This is a genomic window from Paenibacillus sp. J22P143 (genome assembly GCF_059692035.1).
In genome coordinates this window covers 114,137-128,223 of the sequence record NZ_JCAUAQ010000006.1, presented here as the reverse complement: position 1 = coordinate 128,223, position 14,087 = coordinate 114,137, and the positions used below count along the sequence as shown (strand labels likewise).

At 42.1% G+C, this 14,087-nt stretch carries 14 protein-coding genes; all 14 read left to right on the top strand.

The annotated features are described in order from the left end of the window. Positions 1–2 precede the first annotated feature (2 nt). The 14 genes from yfmH (at position 3) to AC58PQ_RS12765 (ending at position 13,999) form a co-directional block, all read left to right on the top strand. Positions 3–1,292, top strand: a complete 1,290-nt coding sequence (yfmH, locus tag AC58PQ_RS12830) for an EF-P 5-aminopentanol modification-associated protein YfmH (protein WP_497242321.1) — start codon at positions 3–5, stop codon at positions 1,290–1,292. Continuing rightward, a complete protein-coding gene (ymfI, locus tag AC58PQ_RS12825; protein WP_497242320.1) occupies positions 1,289–2,044 on the top strand; it encodes an elongation factor P 5-aminopentanone reductase in 756 nt (251 codons plus the stop codon). Before yfmH ends, ymfI begins: the two co-directional genes overlap by 4 nt. 103 nt (positions 2,045–2,147) lie before the next feature. Then, the gene (locus AC58PQ_RS12820) at positions 2,148–2,399 is read left to right on the top strand and encodes a DUF3243 domain-containing protein (RefSeq protein WP_028558337.1); all 252 of its coding nucleotides are present in this window, start codon (positions 2,148–2,150) and stop codon (positions 2,397–2,399) included. 60 nt (positions 2,400–2,459) lie between these two features. Continuing rightward, positions 2,460–3,341 carry a hypothetical protein gene (locus AC58PQ_RS12815; protein ID WP_497242319.1) on the top strand — a complete coding sequence of 294 codons (882 nt, stop codon included), beginning with the start codon at positions 2,460–2,462 and terminating at the stop codon, positions 3,339–3,341. Between the two features lie 144 nt (positions 3,342–3,485). Beyond that, positions 3,486–4,229, top strand: a complete 744-nt coding sequence (locus AC58PQ_RS12810; RefSeq protein ID WP_376769543.1) for a DUF3388 domain-containing protein — start codon at positions 3,486–3,488, stop codon at positions 4,227–4,229. Between the two features lie 51 nt (positions 4,230–4,280). Next, positions 4,281–5,156: a helix-turn-helix domain-containing protein gene (locus AC58PQ_RS12805; RefSeq protein WP_497242318.1), complete on the top strand. Its 876-nt coding sequence runs from the start codon at positions 4,281–4,283 to the stop codon at positions 5,154–5,156. A 146-nt stretch (positions 5,157–5,302) separates the two neighbouring features. Further along, positions 5,303–5,794: a YajQ family cyclic di-GMP-binding protein gene (locus tag AC58PQ_RS12800; protein ID WP_065853810.1), complete on the top strand. Its 492-nt coding sequence runs from the start codon at positions 5,303–5,305 to the stop codon at positions 5,792–5,794. A gap of 130 nt (positions 5,795–5,924) precedes the next feature. After that, a complete protein-coding gene (rimO, locus tag AC58PQ_RS12795; RefSeq protein WP_477596376.1) occupies positions 5,925–7,253 on the top strand; it encodes a 30S ribosomal protein S12 methylthiotransferase RimO in 1,329 nt (442 codons plus the stop codon). Beyond that, positions 7,250–7,834, top strand: coding sequence for a CDP-diacylglycerol--glycerol-3-phosphate 3-phosphatidyltransferase (gene pgsA / locus AC58PQ_RS12790; protein ID WP_056625118.1), 585 nt, complete (start codon positions 7,250–7,252; stop codon positions 7,832–7,834). Before rimO ends, pgsA begins: the two co-directional genes overlap by 4 nt. An 84-nt stretch (positions 7,835–7,918) precedes the next feature. Beyond that, a complete protein-coding gene (locus AC58PQ_RS12785) occupies positions 7,919–9,169 on the top strand; it encodes a competence/damage-inducible protein A (RefSeq protein WP_497242317.1) in 1,251 nt (416 codons plus the stop codon). Positions 9,170–9,340: 171 nt separating this feature from the next. Further along, a complete protein-coding gene (gene recA / locus AC58PQ_RS12780) occupies positions 9,341–10,384 on the top strand; it encodes a recombinase RecA (RefSeq protein WP_497242316.1) in 1,044 nt (347 codons plus the stop codon). 78 nt (positions 10,385–10,462) lie between these two features. Further along, positions 10,463–11,167: a regulatory protein RecX gene (locus AC58PQ_RS12775; protein ID WP_497242315.1), complete on the top strand. Its 705-nt coding sequence runs from the start codon at positions 10,463–10,465 to the stop codon at positions 11,165–11,167. 381 nt (positions 11,168–11,548) lie between these two features. Further along, entirely contained in the window at positions 11,549–13,087 is a 1,539-nt protein-coding gene (gene rny, locus AC58PQ_RS12770; protein WP_497242314.1) for a ribonuclease Y, read from the top strand. A gap of 117 nt (positions 13,088–13,204) precedes the next feature. Continuing rightward, entirely contained in the window at positions 13,205–13,999 is a 795-nt protein-coding gene (locus AC58PQ_RS12765; RefSeq protein WP_497242313.1) for a TIGR00282 family metallophosphoesterase, read from the top strand. Positions 14,000–14,087: the final 88 nt, after the last annotated feature.

Sequence of the window (14,087 nt, the reverse complement as noted above, 5' to 3'; positions counted from 1 at the left end):
CCATGCAGAGTATTCCATATCCACATCTCGGTGAAACCATTTATCATGAAAAGCTTGATAATGGGCTGCATGTGTTTGTGTTACCCAAAGAAGGCTTCCAAAAAACGTATGCCACCTTTACAACCCAGTATGGCTCCATCGATAACCATTTTCAGGTTCAAGGTAAAGAAGCTGTACGAGTACCGGACGGTATTGCGCATTTCTTAGAGCACAAAATGTTCGAGGAACCCGAAGGGGACATCTTTGCGACGTTTGCTACCAATGGTGCATCAGCCAATGCCTTTACAAGCTTTGATCGAACAGCCTATTTATTTTCATCGACCGATCGCTATTTAGAAAACTTAACGACATTAATTAATTTCGTCCAGAATCCTTATTTTACGGATGAGAATGTAGAAAAGGAAAAAGGGATTATTGGGCAAGAGATCAAAATGTACGAGGATAATGCGGACTGGCGCAGTTATTATGGTTTGATCGAATCCTTGTATGCGAAGCATCCGATTCATATTGATATTGCAGGTACTGTAGCGTCTATTGCAGAAATTACCAAAGAGACGTTGTATGAGTGTTACAACACGTTTTATCATCCGAGCAACATGAGTTTGTTCGTTGTAGGTGGCGTAGATCCGCAAGAGGTCATTACTTTAGTAAAAGAAAATCAAGCCGCCAAAACCTTTCCACCGCAAGGCGAAATCGAGCGGTTCTTCCCTGAAGAACCCGTGGATGTTAAGGAAGCCCGCAGACTTATTTTACTCCCAGTGTCGTTACCAAAATGTTTGATGGGGTTCAAGGAAACGGCATCGGCGGTTACTGGTAAACCTTTATTAGTGCGAGAACTGACGACGAAATTAATGTTGGATATCTTATTTAGCTCCAGTTCGGATATGTATCAAACACTTTACGATGATCAGCTTATTTCTGATAATTTCGGTCATGAGTATAACTGTAGTGACGGCTATGCCTTTTCCATTGTTGGCGGAGATACCAAGGATCCTGATCAGTTGATCGCAAGAATTCGTGAAGAAGTTGAGAAAAGAAAAGCAACTGGGCTTGATGAGGTCACGTTCGAACGCAGTCGGAAGAAGAAAATTGGCAGTTTCTTAAGGATGATGAATTCTCCTGAATCGATTGCTAACGAATATACGAAATATCGCTTCAAAGGGATCGATCTCTTCGATATTTTACCCGTGTATGAGCAACTAACTCTTGAAGATGTGAACCGTCGATTCCGTGAGCATTTTGATTGGAGTAAGCTGGCTGTTTCCATCGTACAGAGTCGTGAACCATCGTGAATGATGTAAAGCCCTTTAGTGAACAAACCGTGCTAATTACGGGTGCTAGCAGAGGAATTGGAGCTGCAATCGCACAACGTTTTGCCGCGGTAGGCATGCAGATTGTGATTCATTATCGCGATTCACATGAAGCAGCGAATGAAATTGCCCGAACTTGCATGAAGCAAGGGGCAACGGTTTTGACGGTAACAGCGGATATTCAATCACATGAGCAAATTCTCAAAATGAGAGATAAGCTGGAGCAAATGAACATGATTCCAGATATCGTCGTTAATAATGCAGGTATCTCCCATTATGGTATGCTTTCCGATGTGACCGAAGAAGACTGGGATCGCGTCATGAATGTCAACTTGAAGGGCTCATTCCTTTGCACACAAGCGTTCATGGCGGCAATGGTTAGGCAAAAATACGGTCGTATCATTAATGTATCTTCGATTTGGGGGATCTCAGGGGCTTCGTGTGAGGTCTTATATTCAACGGCCAAGGGTGGCTTAAATGCCTTCACGAAGGCTTTGGCTAAAGAACTAGCTCCGTCAGGTGTTACGGTGAATGCCGTAGCGCCTGGAGCCGTTCAGACAGATATGATGGCTGGCTTTCAGTCAGAGGAGATCGATGCCATAACGAATGAGATTCCCGTGGGGCGTCTTGCATCTCCCCATGAAGTGGCATCGCTAGTCTACTTTCTAGCCTTGCCTGAATCTGGCTATATTACAGGGCAAATCATCTCCCCTAATGGAGGTTGGCTCACTTAATTACAAGGACCATGGCAATGAAGCCCACGCATAATTCCGTTTTGAGAAGCGCATATTACGTATGTAATGACCATTTCTCATAACTCAAAGGAGGCTTCTTACAATGGCTACTGTACTTAAGGTGTTCGACAAATGGAAAGAGTTTTTGGCTGAACGCGTGAGTCAGGCTGGACATGCAGGGATGAGTGATGAAACCATCTCAAAGCTCGCTTTTCAAATTGGTGAGTTTTTGGCAGACAAGGTGGATCCTCAAAATGAGCAAGAACGAGTTCTCAAAGAGTTGTGGGATGCAGGGGATGAGCAGGAAAAGCATACTCTTGCGCGCCTCATGGTAAAATTAGTAGACAAAGGTTAATAACCGTTTTACAATTCAATAGGGTATGATGTGAAAGCCTCCTCTTTCGGAGGCTTTTGCATGCTTTATAAGCTGGAAAGGAATTATCACTGTATGCATAAGTTACGAATTTTACTTATATTAATTCTAATATCATCTTTATTTGCTGGATGCGGGAATCGTGGAATTCCAGTCATTAAGCAAGAAGTGCTTGATCAGAAAATGTCCGTTCTAATGCTCTCAAGTGCGGGGGTGACGGCATCTGCGAAAGAAGCCCTTGGGCAAACATTAAAGAATTGGCGAGATGCAAACTCGATTGCATACGACTGGGTTAAAGATTTAAATGCACTGGATGATAGTGTGGTTTCGAAAATAAAAACGAAATCATATGATTACATATATGTGGTTGGAAACGAACTGTTCACTTCTGCCAATGAAACGATGTCATTAGGACTTTCTTCAAGCAAATGGACTTTTTTACAAAGTCATCCATTTACAGAGGGCAGCGCAGTTACTGTGAATGATCAGGCATCCATGCTCCAATTAGACACGCAACAGATGGAAGCATTGAAAAACAAAGCGATTCAAGATTTGCTATTTCAAAATGTGGTTATAGAATGGGTAACGCAAAGTGACCGTCCAATCCCATCTGCTTGGGCACCTTCTGAAGAAGCCGATCACATTGTATTGCTAAACAACAGCCAGTGGTTTCAGCAGCTGACATTTCAAGTACATCAACATCATGCAACATGGGTTATTTTTTACAGCCCAGTAGATGAAGCGCAACTTCAGAAAGCGAAATCCCTTGGGGTCTCTGTAATGGACTTTTCAGGTGCATTAACCGCTGATCTCAATTGGACTCAGATTTTTGATAATCGGCTTGTGATGATGAAAACGCATGCTTGGCAAAAAGGTATTCAAAATTACAATTCTCAAGAGCTAAAAGAACTAAAAATGAAATAATGTCAGGTATATTAGGTTTTGGAGAAGGATAATGGCGGATTTTGTAGAAATTAATTAGATGGACGTGAACAGTTTAGTTCATTTACAGATATTCGTGATAGAGATGATGATGAGGTGGAACAATTGGACGTTAAAGAATGGTATATGGAATACAAAATTCACAAGAACCGTCCTGGTTTATTAGGTGATATAGCTTCATTGATGGGGATGCTGGATATTAACATTGTGACGATTAATGGGGTTGAAGATCGCACACGCGGTATGCTGCTACAAACAAATGATGAAGAAAAAATTGATTTAATGGGTAAAATGTTGAGAAAAGTAGATAATATTACTATTACTGCATTGAGACCCCCAAAATTAGTTGATATTCTGGCTGTTCGTCACGGCAGATATATTGAACGCGATTCCGACGATCGTAAAACATTTCGTTTTACGCGAGACGAGCTAGGCTTATTAGTTGATTTTCTTGGTGAAATCTTCAAGCGTGAGGGTAACCAAGTTGTTGGACTTCGCGGTATGCCGCGTGTTGGCAAAACAGAGTCGATCATCGCCGGTAGCGTCTGCGCGAATAAACGTTGGACTTTCGTTTCCTCAACACTATTGAGACAAACCGTTCGCAGCCAACTTTCTGAGGATGAAATGGCCCCGAACAATGTGTATATCATTGACGGAATCGTTTCTACGATTCGTTCCAATGAGAAGCATTACAGCCTTTTACAAGATATTATGGGTCTGCCTTCAACGAAAGTTATCGAGCATCCAGACATTTTTATTCGTGAATCGGAATACACCTATAATCACTTTGATTATATTATCGAGCTTCGGAACAGTCCTGATGAAGAAATTAACTATGATTCATTTACGTATACATCTGAACCTTTTTAATCGTTCAAACGTCAATAACAGGAATCATAATTCCTTCGGGGAGGTGACCATATGTCTGACTTAGGCTATATTTTGCGCAAAACACGACAGGAAAAAAAGATATCGCTGGATGATCTTCAGGAAGTTACCAAGATACGCAAACGCTATCTAGAGGCCATTGAAGAAGGTAACTACAAGGTGCTGCCTGGGAGTTTCTACGTGAGGGCTTTTATTAAAAGCTATGCGGAAGCATTGGGGCTTGATCCGAATGAAGTTCTCAATATGTATCAGTCGACGCTTCCTGCTCCAACGATTGAGAAGCCTGTTGTCGAAGCGATTCGCAAGAATAGATCGAGTGTTCGTAATACAGAAAAGATGAGCCGCTGGGCATCCAGCCTTATGTTTGTCTGTTTTATTTTGCTTATATTTGGGATCGTATATTACTATACATATAAGAATTATAAAGGAACGCCCGCGGATGAGAAGCCAACGCAAACGCAATCACCGCGGATTACGGATTCCACGAATCCGTCGCCGAGCTCGTCTGTCAATGCTTCGGGGGATGGTAAAGCTACAGTTCTTTCAACGCCAACTCCAACACCAGCGCCGACACCAACGCCGCCAGCGGTTCAGGTTAAATTCAGTTCTAATGAAAAAGGTGTAGATAACTACATCATTACAGGAACTGCAAATCTAAATATTCAATTCAAGATAACGGGATCTTGTTGGATTGCTGTTAATGCCTTAACTGCACAAGGGGATAAAGGGGAAAAGCTTAGAGAGAAGACATATATCTCTGGAGAAACAGATGTTTTTAATGTAGAGAGTTCAGTCTACATAAATGTTGGCGCAGCTAGTGCCTTGCAGCTCATGGTCAATGGCACACTCGTACCTGTTGGAGATACACCGAATCCTAAGAAAGTACAACTCAATTTGCAGAAAAGCTAGCATTTTGGCAATTCCTGCGCTTTCCCGGGTAATGAAAATAGGTTAATAGGAAATATTCGAAGCCTTATGGCGGTAGGATATTTCTTTTTTTTTGCGTTCTTGCTATAATGCTAATGTAATTTGATGGAAGGGATGTTGGGATGTAGATGAGTACAGAGAGTTCGTTTGATATTGTATCCAAAGTGGATATGCAAGAACTAAATAATGCCATACAACAAGCGGAGAAAGAGATTTTAACCCGTTTTGATTTTAAAGGAAGCAAGAGCAGCATTAAATTGGATAAAGATCAGCTTGTTGTCACTTCGGATGATGAGTTTAAGCTTCAGAACGTTCTAGATATCATGCATGCAAAAATGACGAAGCGCGGAATCTCGATTAAGAATCTCGAATATTCCAAAGTAGAGCCAGCTGCTGGCTCCACGGTAAGACAGAAAATTAGCATGAAGCAAGGCGTCGATCAAGACAATTCCAAGAAAATCAATATATTGATTCGTGATTCAAAGCTGAAGGTGAAAACTCAAATTCAAGGGGATCAAATTCGTGTAACCGGGAAGAGTCGCGACGATTTACAAGCCGTCATTGCTCTGCTGCGGAAAGCAGATATTCCTTTGGACTTGCAGTTCGTTAATATGAAATAATCTGGAAAATTAAGTTACAATACGGGAAACCCCCTGGTTGCAGGGGGTTTTTACATTTTGACACCCCATTGGGCTTGTATTATACTGGTAGGGAGTGTTTTTTTTAGGACTATTGGAGGTTGTTTCTTTCATGACAGAAAAGGTTAAAGTAGTTACTCTCGGATGTGAGAAGAATTTAGTTGATTCCGAGATTATGTCAGGCTTAATTCATGGCCGTGGTTTTCAACTTGTTGATAACAAGGAAGATGCCACAGTCATTATCGTGAACACTTGCGGGTTCATTGATGCTGCAAAAGAGGAATCCGTAAATACAATTTTGGATATGGCAGAACTGAAACAAACAGCGAATCTTAAAGCGCTAATCGTTTCGGGCTGTTTAACACAACGATACAAAAAGCAGTTGATGGAAGAGATGCCTGAGATTGATGGCATTGTCGGTACGGGCGATTTTGATAAAATTAATCATATTGTTGATGAAGCGCTCAGAGGGAAGAAACCGGTTCTGGTAGGGAATCCGGTGTTTAACTATGACGCAGATCTACCTAGATTGATGACAACTCCTCGTTATACAGCGTACGTGAAGATTGCGGAAGGCTGCGATAACGCTTGTACATTCTGCAGTATTCCCATTATGCGTGGTGCCTTTAAAAGTAGAAGCATGGAATCTGTTGTTGCAGAAGTGGCGAACCTTGCTTCACAAGGCGTTAAAGAAATCAGCTTAATCGCGCAAGATTCAACAAACTACGGTACGGATATCTATGATAGCTTTATGCTTCCTACTTTGTTGAACAAAGTAAGTGAAGTTGAAGGTATTGAGTGGGTGCGTCTGCACTATGCATACCCAGGCTTCTTCAGTGATGAACTAATCGAAGTGATGGCAACGAATCCTAAAGTGTGCAAGTACATTGATATGCCTTTACAGCATAGTGAAGATTCGATTCTTAAACGTATGCGTAGACCAGGCCGCCAAAAGGATACACGCGAACTCGTTCGTAAAATTCGCGAATCCATTCCGGATGTTGCCCTCCGTACTTCTCTTATTGTTGGTTTCCCAGGTGAAACTGAACAAGATTTTGAGAACTTGAAACAATTCGTGCGTGATGTTCAATTCGATCGTCTTGGTGTTTTTGCGTACTCCAAGGAAGATGATACGCCAGCAGCAAGACTGCCGGATCAAGTGCCGGATGATGTCAAAGAATACCGTGCTAATGCGATTATGGAAATACAACGTGAGATTTCCAATATCCGCGGCGGTCGCCGAATTGGTCAAGAAATTGATGTGCTTATTGAAAGATACGATGGCAGAAGTGATGTTTATATCGGCCGTTCCCAGTTCGATGCACCAGAAATTGATGGTGAGGTATTCGTATCGAATGCGAAATTGAACATTGGAGAGCTTGCCAAAGTTCGCATTACCCACTCCTATGAGTTTGACTTATCCGGGGAGGTAATTGCATGAACTTAGCTAATCGCATCACCGTAGCGAGAATTTTATTAGTACCCATCATCATGTTTTTTCTGTTGATTAAGGTAAAATTTCCTCAAATACGGATAGAGGAGTTTAGCATAACGTATAATCAAATTATTGCTGCTTTAATTTTTATTATTGCTGCGAGTACAGATAGCTTAGATGGTTACATTGCTAGGAAACGTAATCTTGTCACGAATTTGGGCAAGCTGCTAGATCCTTTGGCAGACAAGCTGCTTGTTACCGCTGTACTTGTTTCGTTAGTAGAAATGGATAAAGTTGATGCTTGGATCGTTATTGTCATTATTAGCAGAGAGTGGGCAGTTACTGGACTTCGTCAAATTGCTCTCTTAGAGGGTACTGTTATGGCGGCCAGCAAATGGGGTAAGGCGAAGACGGCGGCTCAGATTACAGCCATCATTGCACTGCTAATTAATAATTTTCCATTTACGTTTCTAGATTTCCCCTTTGATGTTATAGCTAGTTGGGCAGCAGCAATTATTACCGTTTATTCAGGCGTGGAATATTTCGTGAAAAATAAGCATGTCATAGATTTTTCGGAAAAATCATAATAGATTCAACATACCTCTAAACGCGGTCGATCTTCATTGAACGATCTCGTTAGAGGTTTTCTCATTTTAAGGAGGGTTCAGTAGATGAAAGCTGAAATCATTGCGGTAGGAACAGAATTGCTACTTGGTCAAATTGTGAATACTAATGCGCAATTTTTATCGAGGGAATGTGCTGCACAAGGGATTGATATTTTCTTTCAAACTGTCGTCGGAGATAACGAGCAGCGTTTGTTCGATAGCCTTAAAATAGCTGCATCAAGAGCGGATGTCGTGATTTGTACGGGTGGTCTAGGGCCCACGCAGGATGATTTAACCAAAGATGTTTTAGCGGCATTTACGGGGCGTAAATTGATCATTCACGAGCCTTCTATGGAGTCTATTACAGCGATGTTTGCATCAAGAGGGATTCATATGGTGGAAAGCAATCGACGTCAAGCCCATATGCTAGAAGGCAGCGATCCCTTACATAATGATACAGGCTTGGCAGTCGGGAATGCATTTACGTTCAAGCGGACACATTTCGTTCTATTGCCGGGTCCACCGAAAGAAATGAAGCCGATGTTTACAAATTATGCCGTGCCATGGCTTAAATTGTTAATGACAGATGAAGTTCCGCTTTACTCGAAGATGTTGAAATTTGCAGGCCTTGGCGAGTCCAATTTGGAGCATCAATTGTTGGATTTGATTGGGGCGCAATCTGACCCGACAATTGCCCCTTACGCCAAAGAAGGTGAAGTCACGATTCGTTTAACAACGCGTGCACATTCGACCGAAGAAGGCGAGATCAAATTACAAGCGACAGAAGCTGAGATTAAGAATCGGCTAGGGGAGTATCTCTACGCGGATCAAGACGTCCCTATTGAGACGATCGTTTTGCAGCTACTTGCAAAGAGCCAGAAGACTCTTGCAGTAGCTGAGAGCTGTACAGGAGGCTTGCTCAGTGATCTAATAACGGCAGTACCAGGTAGCTCAGAATCATTCCTAGGAGGCATTATCGTCTACTCAAACGCTTTAAAACATAAGCTGCTTGGTGTGCCGATGGATATTTTGGAGGGAGAGGGCGCCCCAGGTGCTGTTAGCAGCGAGACAGCTGTTATTTTAGCTGAACAGTTGTTAGTTAGGACTGGTAGTGACTTTGGGATCTCCGTGACCGGTGTGGCGGGTCCAAGTCCGTCTGAAGGGAAGCCTGTTGGTCTTGTTTATGTTGGATTGGCACAAAAGCATGCGAAGACAGAAGTATTTACACTCCAATTATCTGGGAATAGAGAGATTATCAAACAAAGAGCTGCGAAGCGTTCACTCTATCAATTGTGGAAACAGTTGAAAGAAAACTAGATATCCTCTATAATCAGAAATAGTTAACGGAAGAACCGTAGCAAAGCGATAACTTTGTTACGGTTTTTTGTTTGTTCGCAAAAAAAAACGAATGTATGTTCGAAAAAATGCTTGGCAAACATGCCAAAACAAGTTATCATATACCTATAATGATAGAAGGAAGTGGTCGTTTTGTCAGATCGTCGTGCCGCACTTGATAACGCATTACGTCAAATTGAGAAACAGTTCGGAAAAGGCTCCATCATGAAACTTGGAGAATCTACACATATGCAAGTTGAAACGATCTCATCGGGTTCACTTGCCCTTGATATCGCGCTTGGAATAGGTGGATTTCCACGTGGAAGAATTATTGAAGTTTACGGACCAGAGTCATCAGGTAAAACAACCGTAGCACTACACGCGATTGCTGAAGTTCAAAGAGTGGGCGGACAAGCTGCCTTTATCGATGCGGAGCATGCGTTGGATCCTTCCTATGCAAGTAAGCTTGGTATTAATATAGATGAACTATTGCTTTCCCAACCAGATACAGGCGAGCAAGCGCTTGAAATCGCGGAAGCACTTGTACGTAGTGGCGCGGTAGATATTATTGTTATCGACTCCGTAGCAGCGTTAGTACCAAAAGCGGAAATTGAAGGCGACATGGGGGATTCTCACGTAGGTCTTCAAGCGCGTTTGATGTCACAAGCACTTCGTAAGCTGTCTGGTGCAATCAATAAATCTAAAGTTATTGCTATATTCATCAACCAATTGCGTGAGAAAGTTGGCGTGATGTTCGGTAACCCTGAGACAACTCCGGGCGGTCGTGCACTGAAGTTCTACTCTTCCGTTCGTTTGGATGTTCGTCGTATTGAAACTATCAAACAAGGTAATGACATGGTTGGTAACCGTACGAGAATTAAGGTTGTTAAGAATAAAGTAGCACCTCCATTTAAGCAAGCTGAAGTTGATATTATGTACGGTGAAGGTATCTCACGTGAAGGTAGCATTATTGATATCGGAACTGAGCTTGATATCGTGAATAAGAGCGGCGCTTGGTATTCGTACGAAGGTGAACGTCTTGGTCAAGGTCGTGAGAACGCAAAGCAATTCTTGAAAGATAACAAAGCGATCTCGGAAACAATTGAACTGAGAATTAGAGAAAACAGCAACTTGATTAAAGTGGTTGGTCCAAATTCGGATGATGAAGAAGATGATTTGGAAACAGCATTCGAATAGGTTTAGAAATATAGGATGGAAGAAGCACCTTAACCTTGTGTTGGGGTGTTTTTTCTTCATTATTGGAGGTTTGTGGAAATGAATCAAGAAGAGGTACAGGAAGTGGAACAGGAACAGGTAATAACCAAGGTAGAGAAACAAAAACAAGGAAGACATCGCTATAACATCTATCTAAATGAGGAGTATGCTTTTTCTGTTCATGAGGATATTCTGATCAAACATCGATTAAACAAAGGTGAATCCTTATATCAACAAGTAATAGAAGCCATCATCCTAGATGAAGAGCGGAATTTGGCTTATGTTAAAGCACTATATATTGTTGGGAGACGTCCTCATTCCCTATCAGAGGTAAAACGAAAGCTGAAGGAAAAAGGGTTCGAAGCTCCGATCATTGAATGGGCGAGTGAGAAGCTTATCGAAAACAAGTACATCAATGATGAAGAATTTGCGAAGATGTGGACAGACAACCGTGTTATTTCTGCGCGCAAAGGGCGTAACTTGATTCGACAAGAACTTCAACAAAAGGGAATTCATCAAGATGTGGTTAAAAGTACCATGGAGACAATAAACCCGGAAGATGAGTATGTTGGAGCATTAAAAATAGCCAGAACGAAATGGAAGCAAACATCAGGAAAGCTGATGGATAGAAAGCGTAAGACTGCGGCATTTCTAATGCGAAGAGGTTATACAGGCGCGATTGTTACTAAGGTCTTGGGGTTGATCAGCACTGAAACAGATGATGAGGAAATGGCGTTTTTGGAAGATGGTTTCGATGATAATTAATCACGTTAATTAGTTTTCAAGTAATTTAATGTGGTTAATTATTTCTCCTTAGATACTGGGCCTAAATGATCAACTCTTGGACATTCGCTTGACAAGCTTCTTCGACAAAAGATAAAATAACATTGTATATTTTCATAATGTATTCAAAATCATACTAATTTCATTGATTTTGAGATGACAGCTGTAAAAATCGCCAATTTTTATACTGTTGATTATGGATTATTAGCACTAGAGTGCCCAAATGCACGGTGCGCATTCATTTAAAAGCCATGCTCTTTCTTTGAGTAAGGGTATGTATGACTAGTCAACAATTGAATCGGATTAAAAACCGAAGGTATCCCAAGCTAACACCTTGGAGAAACCAACGAGGAGGTGAACAAGATGACTGCCATCTGGATCGCGATCATTCTCGTTGTTGGAGCTGCATGCTTAGGGATTGGTTATTTTATCCGTAAATCTCTTGCAGAAGCGAAGATTTCCAGTGCTGAAACAGCCGCTGAGCAGATTATTGAGTCTGCCAAGAAGGAAGCAGAAGCACTGAAAAAAGAAACGGTTCTGGAAGCAAAGGACGAAGTGCATAAGCTAAGGTCCGAAGCTGAAAAAGACATTCGTGAGCGTCGAAATGAAATTCAACGACAAGAAAGACGATTGTTGCAAAAAGAGGAATCGCTGGATAAAAAATTAGAATCTCTCGAGCGTAAAGAAGAGTCAGTAGCCAACAAAGAGAAGCGTATCGAAGATACACAAACACAGATTGATCAGCTTTATAAAAGCCAAGTTTCCGAATTGGAACGAATTTCTGGGCTTACTATGGAAGAAGCTAAGAGCATTATTCTTACAAACGTAGAGCAAGAAGTTCGCCATGAAACTGCGCAGCTTATCAAAGAGATTGAACAACAAGCCAAAGAAGAGGGCGATAAGAAAGCGCGTGAGATCATCACACTTGCTATTCAGCGTTGTGCGGCAGATCACGTAGCTGAGACCACGGTTTCAGTTGTCTCGTTGCCTAATGAAGAAATGAAAGGCCGTATTATCGGTCGTGAAGGTAGAAATATCCGTGCATTGGAAACATTGACAGGTATTGACCTTATTATTGATGATACGCCTGAAGCAGTAATCTTATCAGGTTTTGACCCAATCCGTCGTGAAATTGCTCGCACATCACTTGAGAAACTTGTGGCGGATGGACGTATTCATCCAGCACGTATCGAAGAGATGGTTGAGAAGTCCCGCAAAGAAGTGGACGAACGTATCCGCGAATATGGGGAGCAAGCGACGTTTGAAGTTGGGGTACACGGATTGCATCCTGACTTAATCAAAATTTTGGGGCGCCTGAAGTTCAGAACAAGTTACGGACAGAACGTGTTGAAACATTCCATGGAAGTAGCGTATCTGGCTGGTTTAATGGCCGGGGAGCTCGGGGTAGACGTAACTTTGGCGAAACGTGCCGGGCTGCTTCATGACATTGGTAAAGCGTTAGACCATGAAGTTGAAGGGTCTCACGTTGAAATCGGTGTTGAGATAGGTAAGAAATACAAAGAGCATCCAATCGTTATTAATAGTATTGCTTCACATCACGGTGACGTGGAAGCAACCTCTGTTATTGCAATGCTCGTCGGTGCTGCAGACGCATTGTCCGCGGCGAGACCAGGTGCTCGTAGAGAAACACTAGAAACGTATATCAAACGTCTTGAAAAGCTGGAAGAGATTTCAGAGTCGTTTGAAGGTGTTGAGAAATCATATGCCATTCAAGCAGGCCGTGAAGTACGCGTTATGGTGCAGCCAGAGAAAGTGGATGACACTGAAGCGTTCCGTTTAGCCCGTGATATTACGAAGAAAATCGAGGGCGAACTCGATTATCCAGGACATATTAAGGTTACGGTCATTCGTGAAACAAGAGCAGTTGAATACGCTAAATAAGAACCAAATGCGAAAAGTGGCTATCATAGCCACTTTTCCTTATTTTCAAGGCCGAATGTATACTGCAAGTACTGCTAGCCAGAACAATTTCGGTCATAAAGGAGCTAGTCTTACGTTATGAAAATTGTATTTATTGGTGACATCGTAGGTTCTGTTGGAAGAAAAGCATTGAAGAATATCATGCCAAGACTAAAGCAATTACATCCGCATGCCGTGTTCGTTGCTAATGGAGAAAATGCAGCCGCGGGCAAAGGAATTACAGCAGCCATTGCGAAAGAGATTTATGAAATGGGCATTCAGGCAATTACGATGGGAAATCACACATGGGATCAGAAAGAAATCTTTGATTTCATCGATCGTGATGATAAAATGGTCCGTCCTGCGAATTTTCCACCAGGGACTCCAGGGAGAGGCCATACGACAATTAAAGTGAAGGATCAAGAACTTCTTATCATTAATTTACAAGGACGAACATTCTTGCCACCGATCGATTGTCCATTCCGTAAAGTGGATGAAATTTTGGAAGGCGATAAGAAAAAACATAAATTTGTATTTGTCGATTTTCACGCGGAAGCGACTTCAGAGAAAATCGCAATGGGCTGGCATTTGGATGGAAGAGTTTCTGCGGTTGTTGGAACGCATACTCATGTACAAACGAATGATAACCGTGTATTGCCTCAAGGGACGGCATATGTGACGGATGTAGGGATGGTAGGGCCTCGTGATGGCATATTAGGGGTAGAACGTAACGCTGTGCTCCAGAAGTTCAAGACACAGCTTCCTGTTCGTTTCATAACGGATGAGGGGAAATGGCATTTCCATGCCGTTGTTATTGAACTAAACGATCAGACAGGATTAGCCAAAGGGATTAACTTGATTCGGTATGATGAAGATCAGGTATTCATGGACTAATGCGTAATCAGTAATAATGGGATGAGTTAGCATGTTTAATCAACCTTGCGAATATGATGGGTATTGGAAGCTATCCATCATTTCCGAG

Excerpts from the sequence above, each read along its gene's own strand:
- AC58PQ_RS12820 (WP_028558337.1), top strand. The coding sequence starts at position 2,148 with ATGGCTACTGTACTTAAGGTGTTCGACAAATGGAAAGAGTTTTTGGCT.
- yfmH (WP_497242321.1), top strand. The coding sequence starts at position 3 with ATGCAGAGTATTCCATATCCACATCTCGGTGAAACCATTTATCATGAA.
- rimO (WP_477596376.1), top strand. The coding sequence starts at position 5,925 with ATGACAGAAAAGGTTAAAGTAGTTACTCTCGGATGTGAGAAGAATTTA.
- AC58PQ_RS12815 (WP_497242319.1), top strand. The coding sequence starts at position 2,460 with ATGCTTTATAAGCTGGAAAGGAATTATCACTGTATGCATAAGTTACGA.
- AC58PQ_RS12800 (WP_065853810.1), top strand. The coding sequence starts at position 5,303 with ATGAGTACAGAGAGTTCGTTTGATATTGTATCCAAAGTGGATATGCAA.
- AC58PQ_RS12810 (WP_376769543.1), top strand. The coding sequence starts at position 3,486 with ATGGAATACAAAATTCACAAGAACCGTCCTGGTTTATTAGGTGATATA.
- rny (WP_497242314.1), top strand. The coding sequence starts at position 11,549 with ATGACTGCCATCTGGATCGCGATCATTCTCGTTGTTGGAGCTGCATGC.
- AC58PQ_RS12805 (WP_497242318.1), top strand. The coding sequence starts at position 4,281 with ATGTCTGACTTAGGCTATATTTTGCGCAAAACACGACAGGAAAAAAAG.
- AC58PQ_RS12775 (WP_497242315.1), top strand. The coding sequence starts at position 10,463 with ATGAATCAAGAAGAGGTACAGGAAGTGGAACAGGAACAGGTAATAACC.
- AC58PQ_RS12785 (WP_497242317.1), top strand. The coding sequence starts at position 7,919 with ATGAAAGCTGAAATCATTGCGGTAGGAACAGAATTGCTACTTGGTCAA.
- pgsA (WP_056625118.1), top strand. The coding sequence starts at position 7,250 with ATGAACTTAGCTAATCGCATCACCGTAGCGAGAATTTTATTAGTACCC.
- AC58PQ_RS12765 (WP_497242313.1), top strand. The coding sequence starts at position 13,205 with ATGAAAATTGTATTTATTGGTGACATCGTAGGTTCTGTTGGAAGAAAA.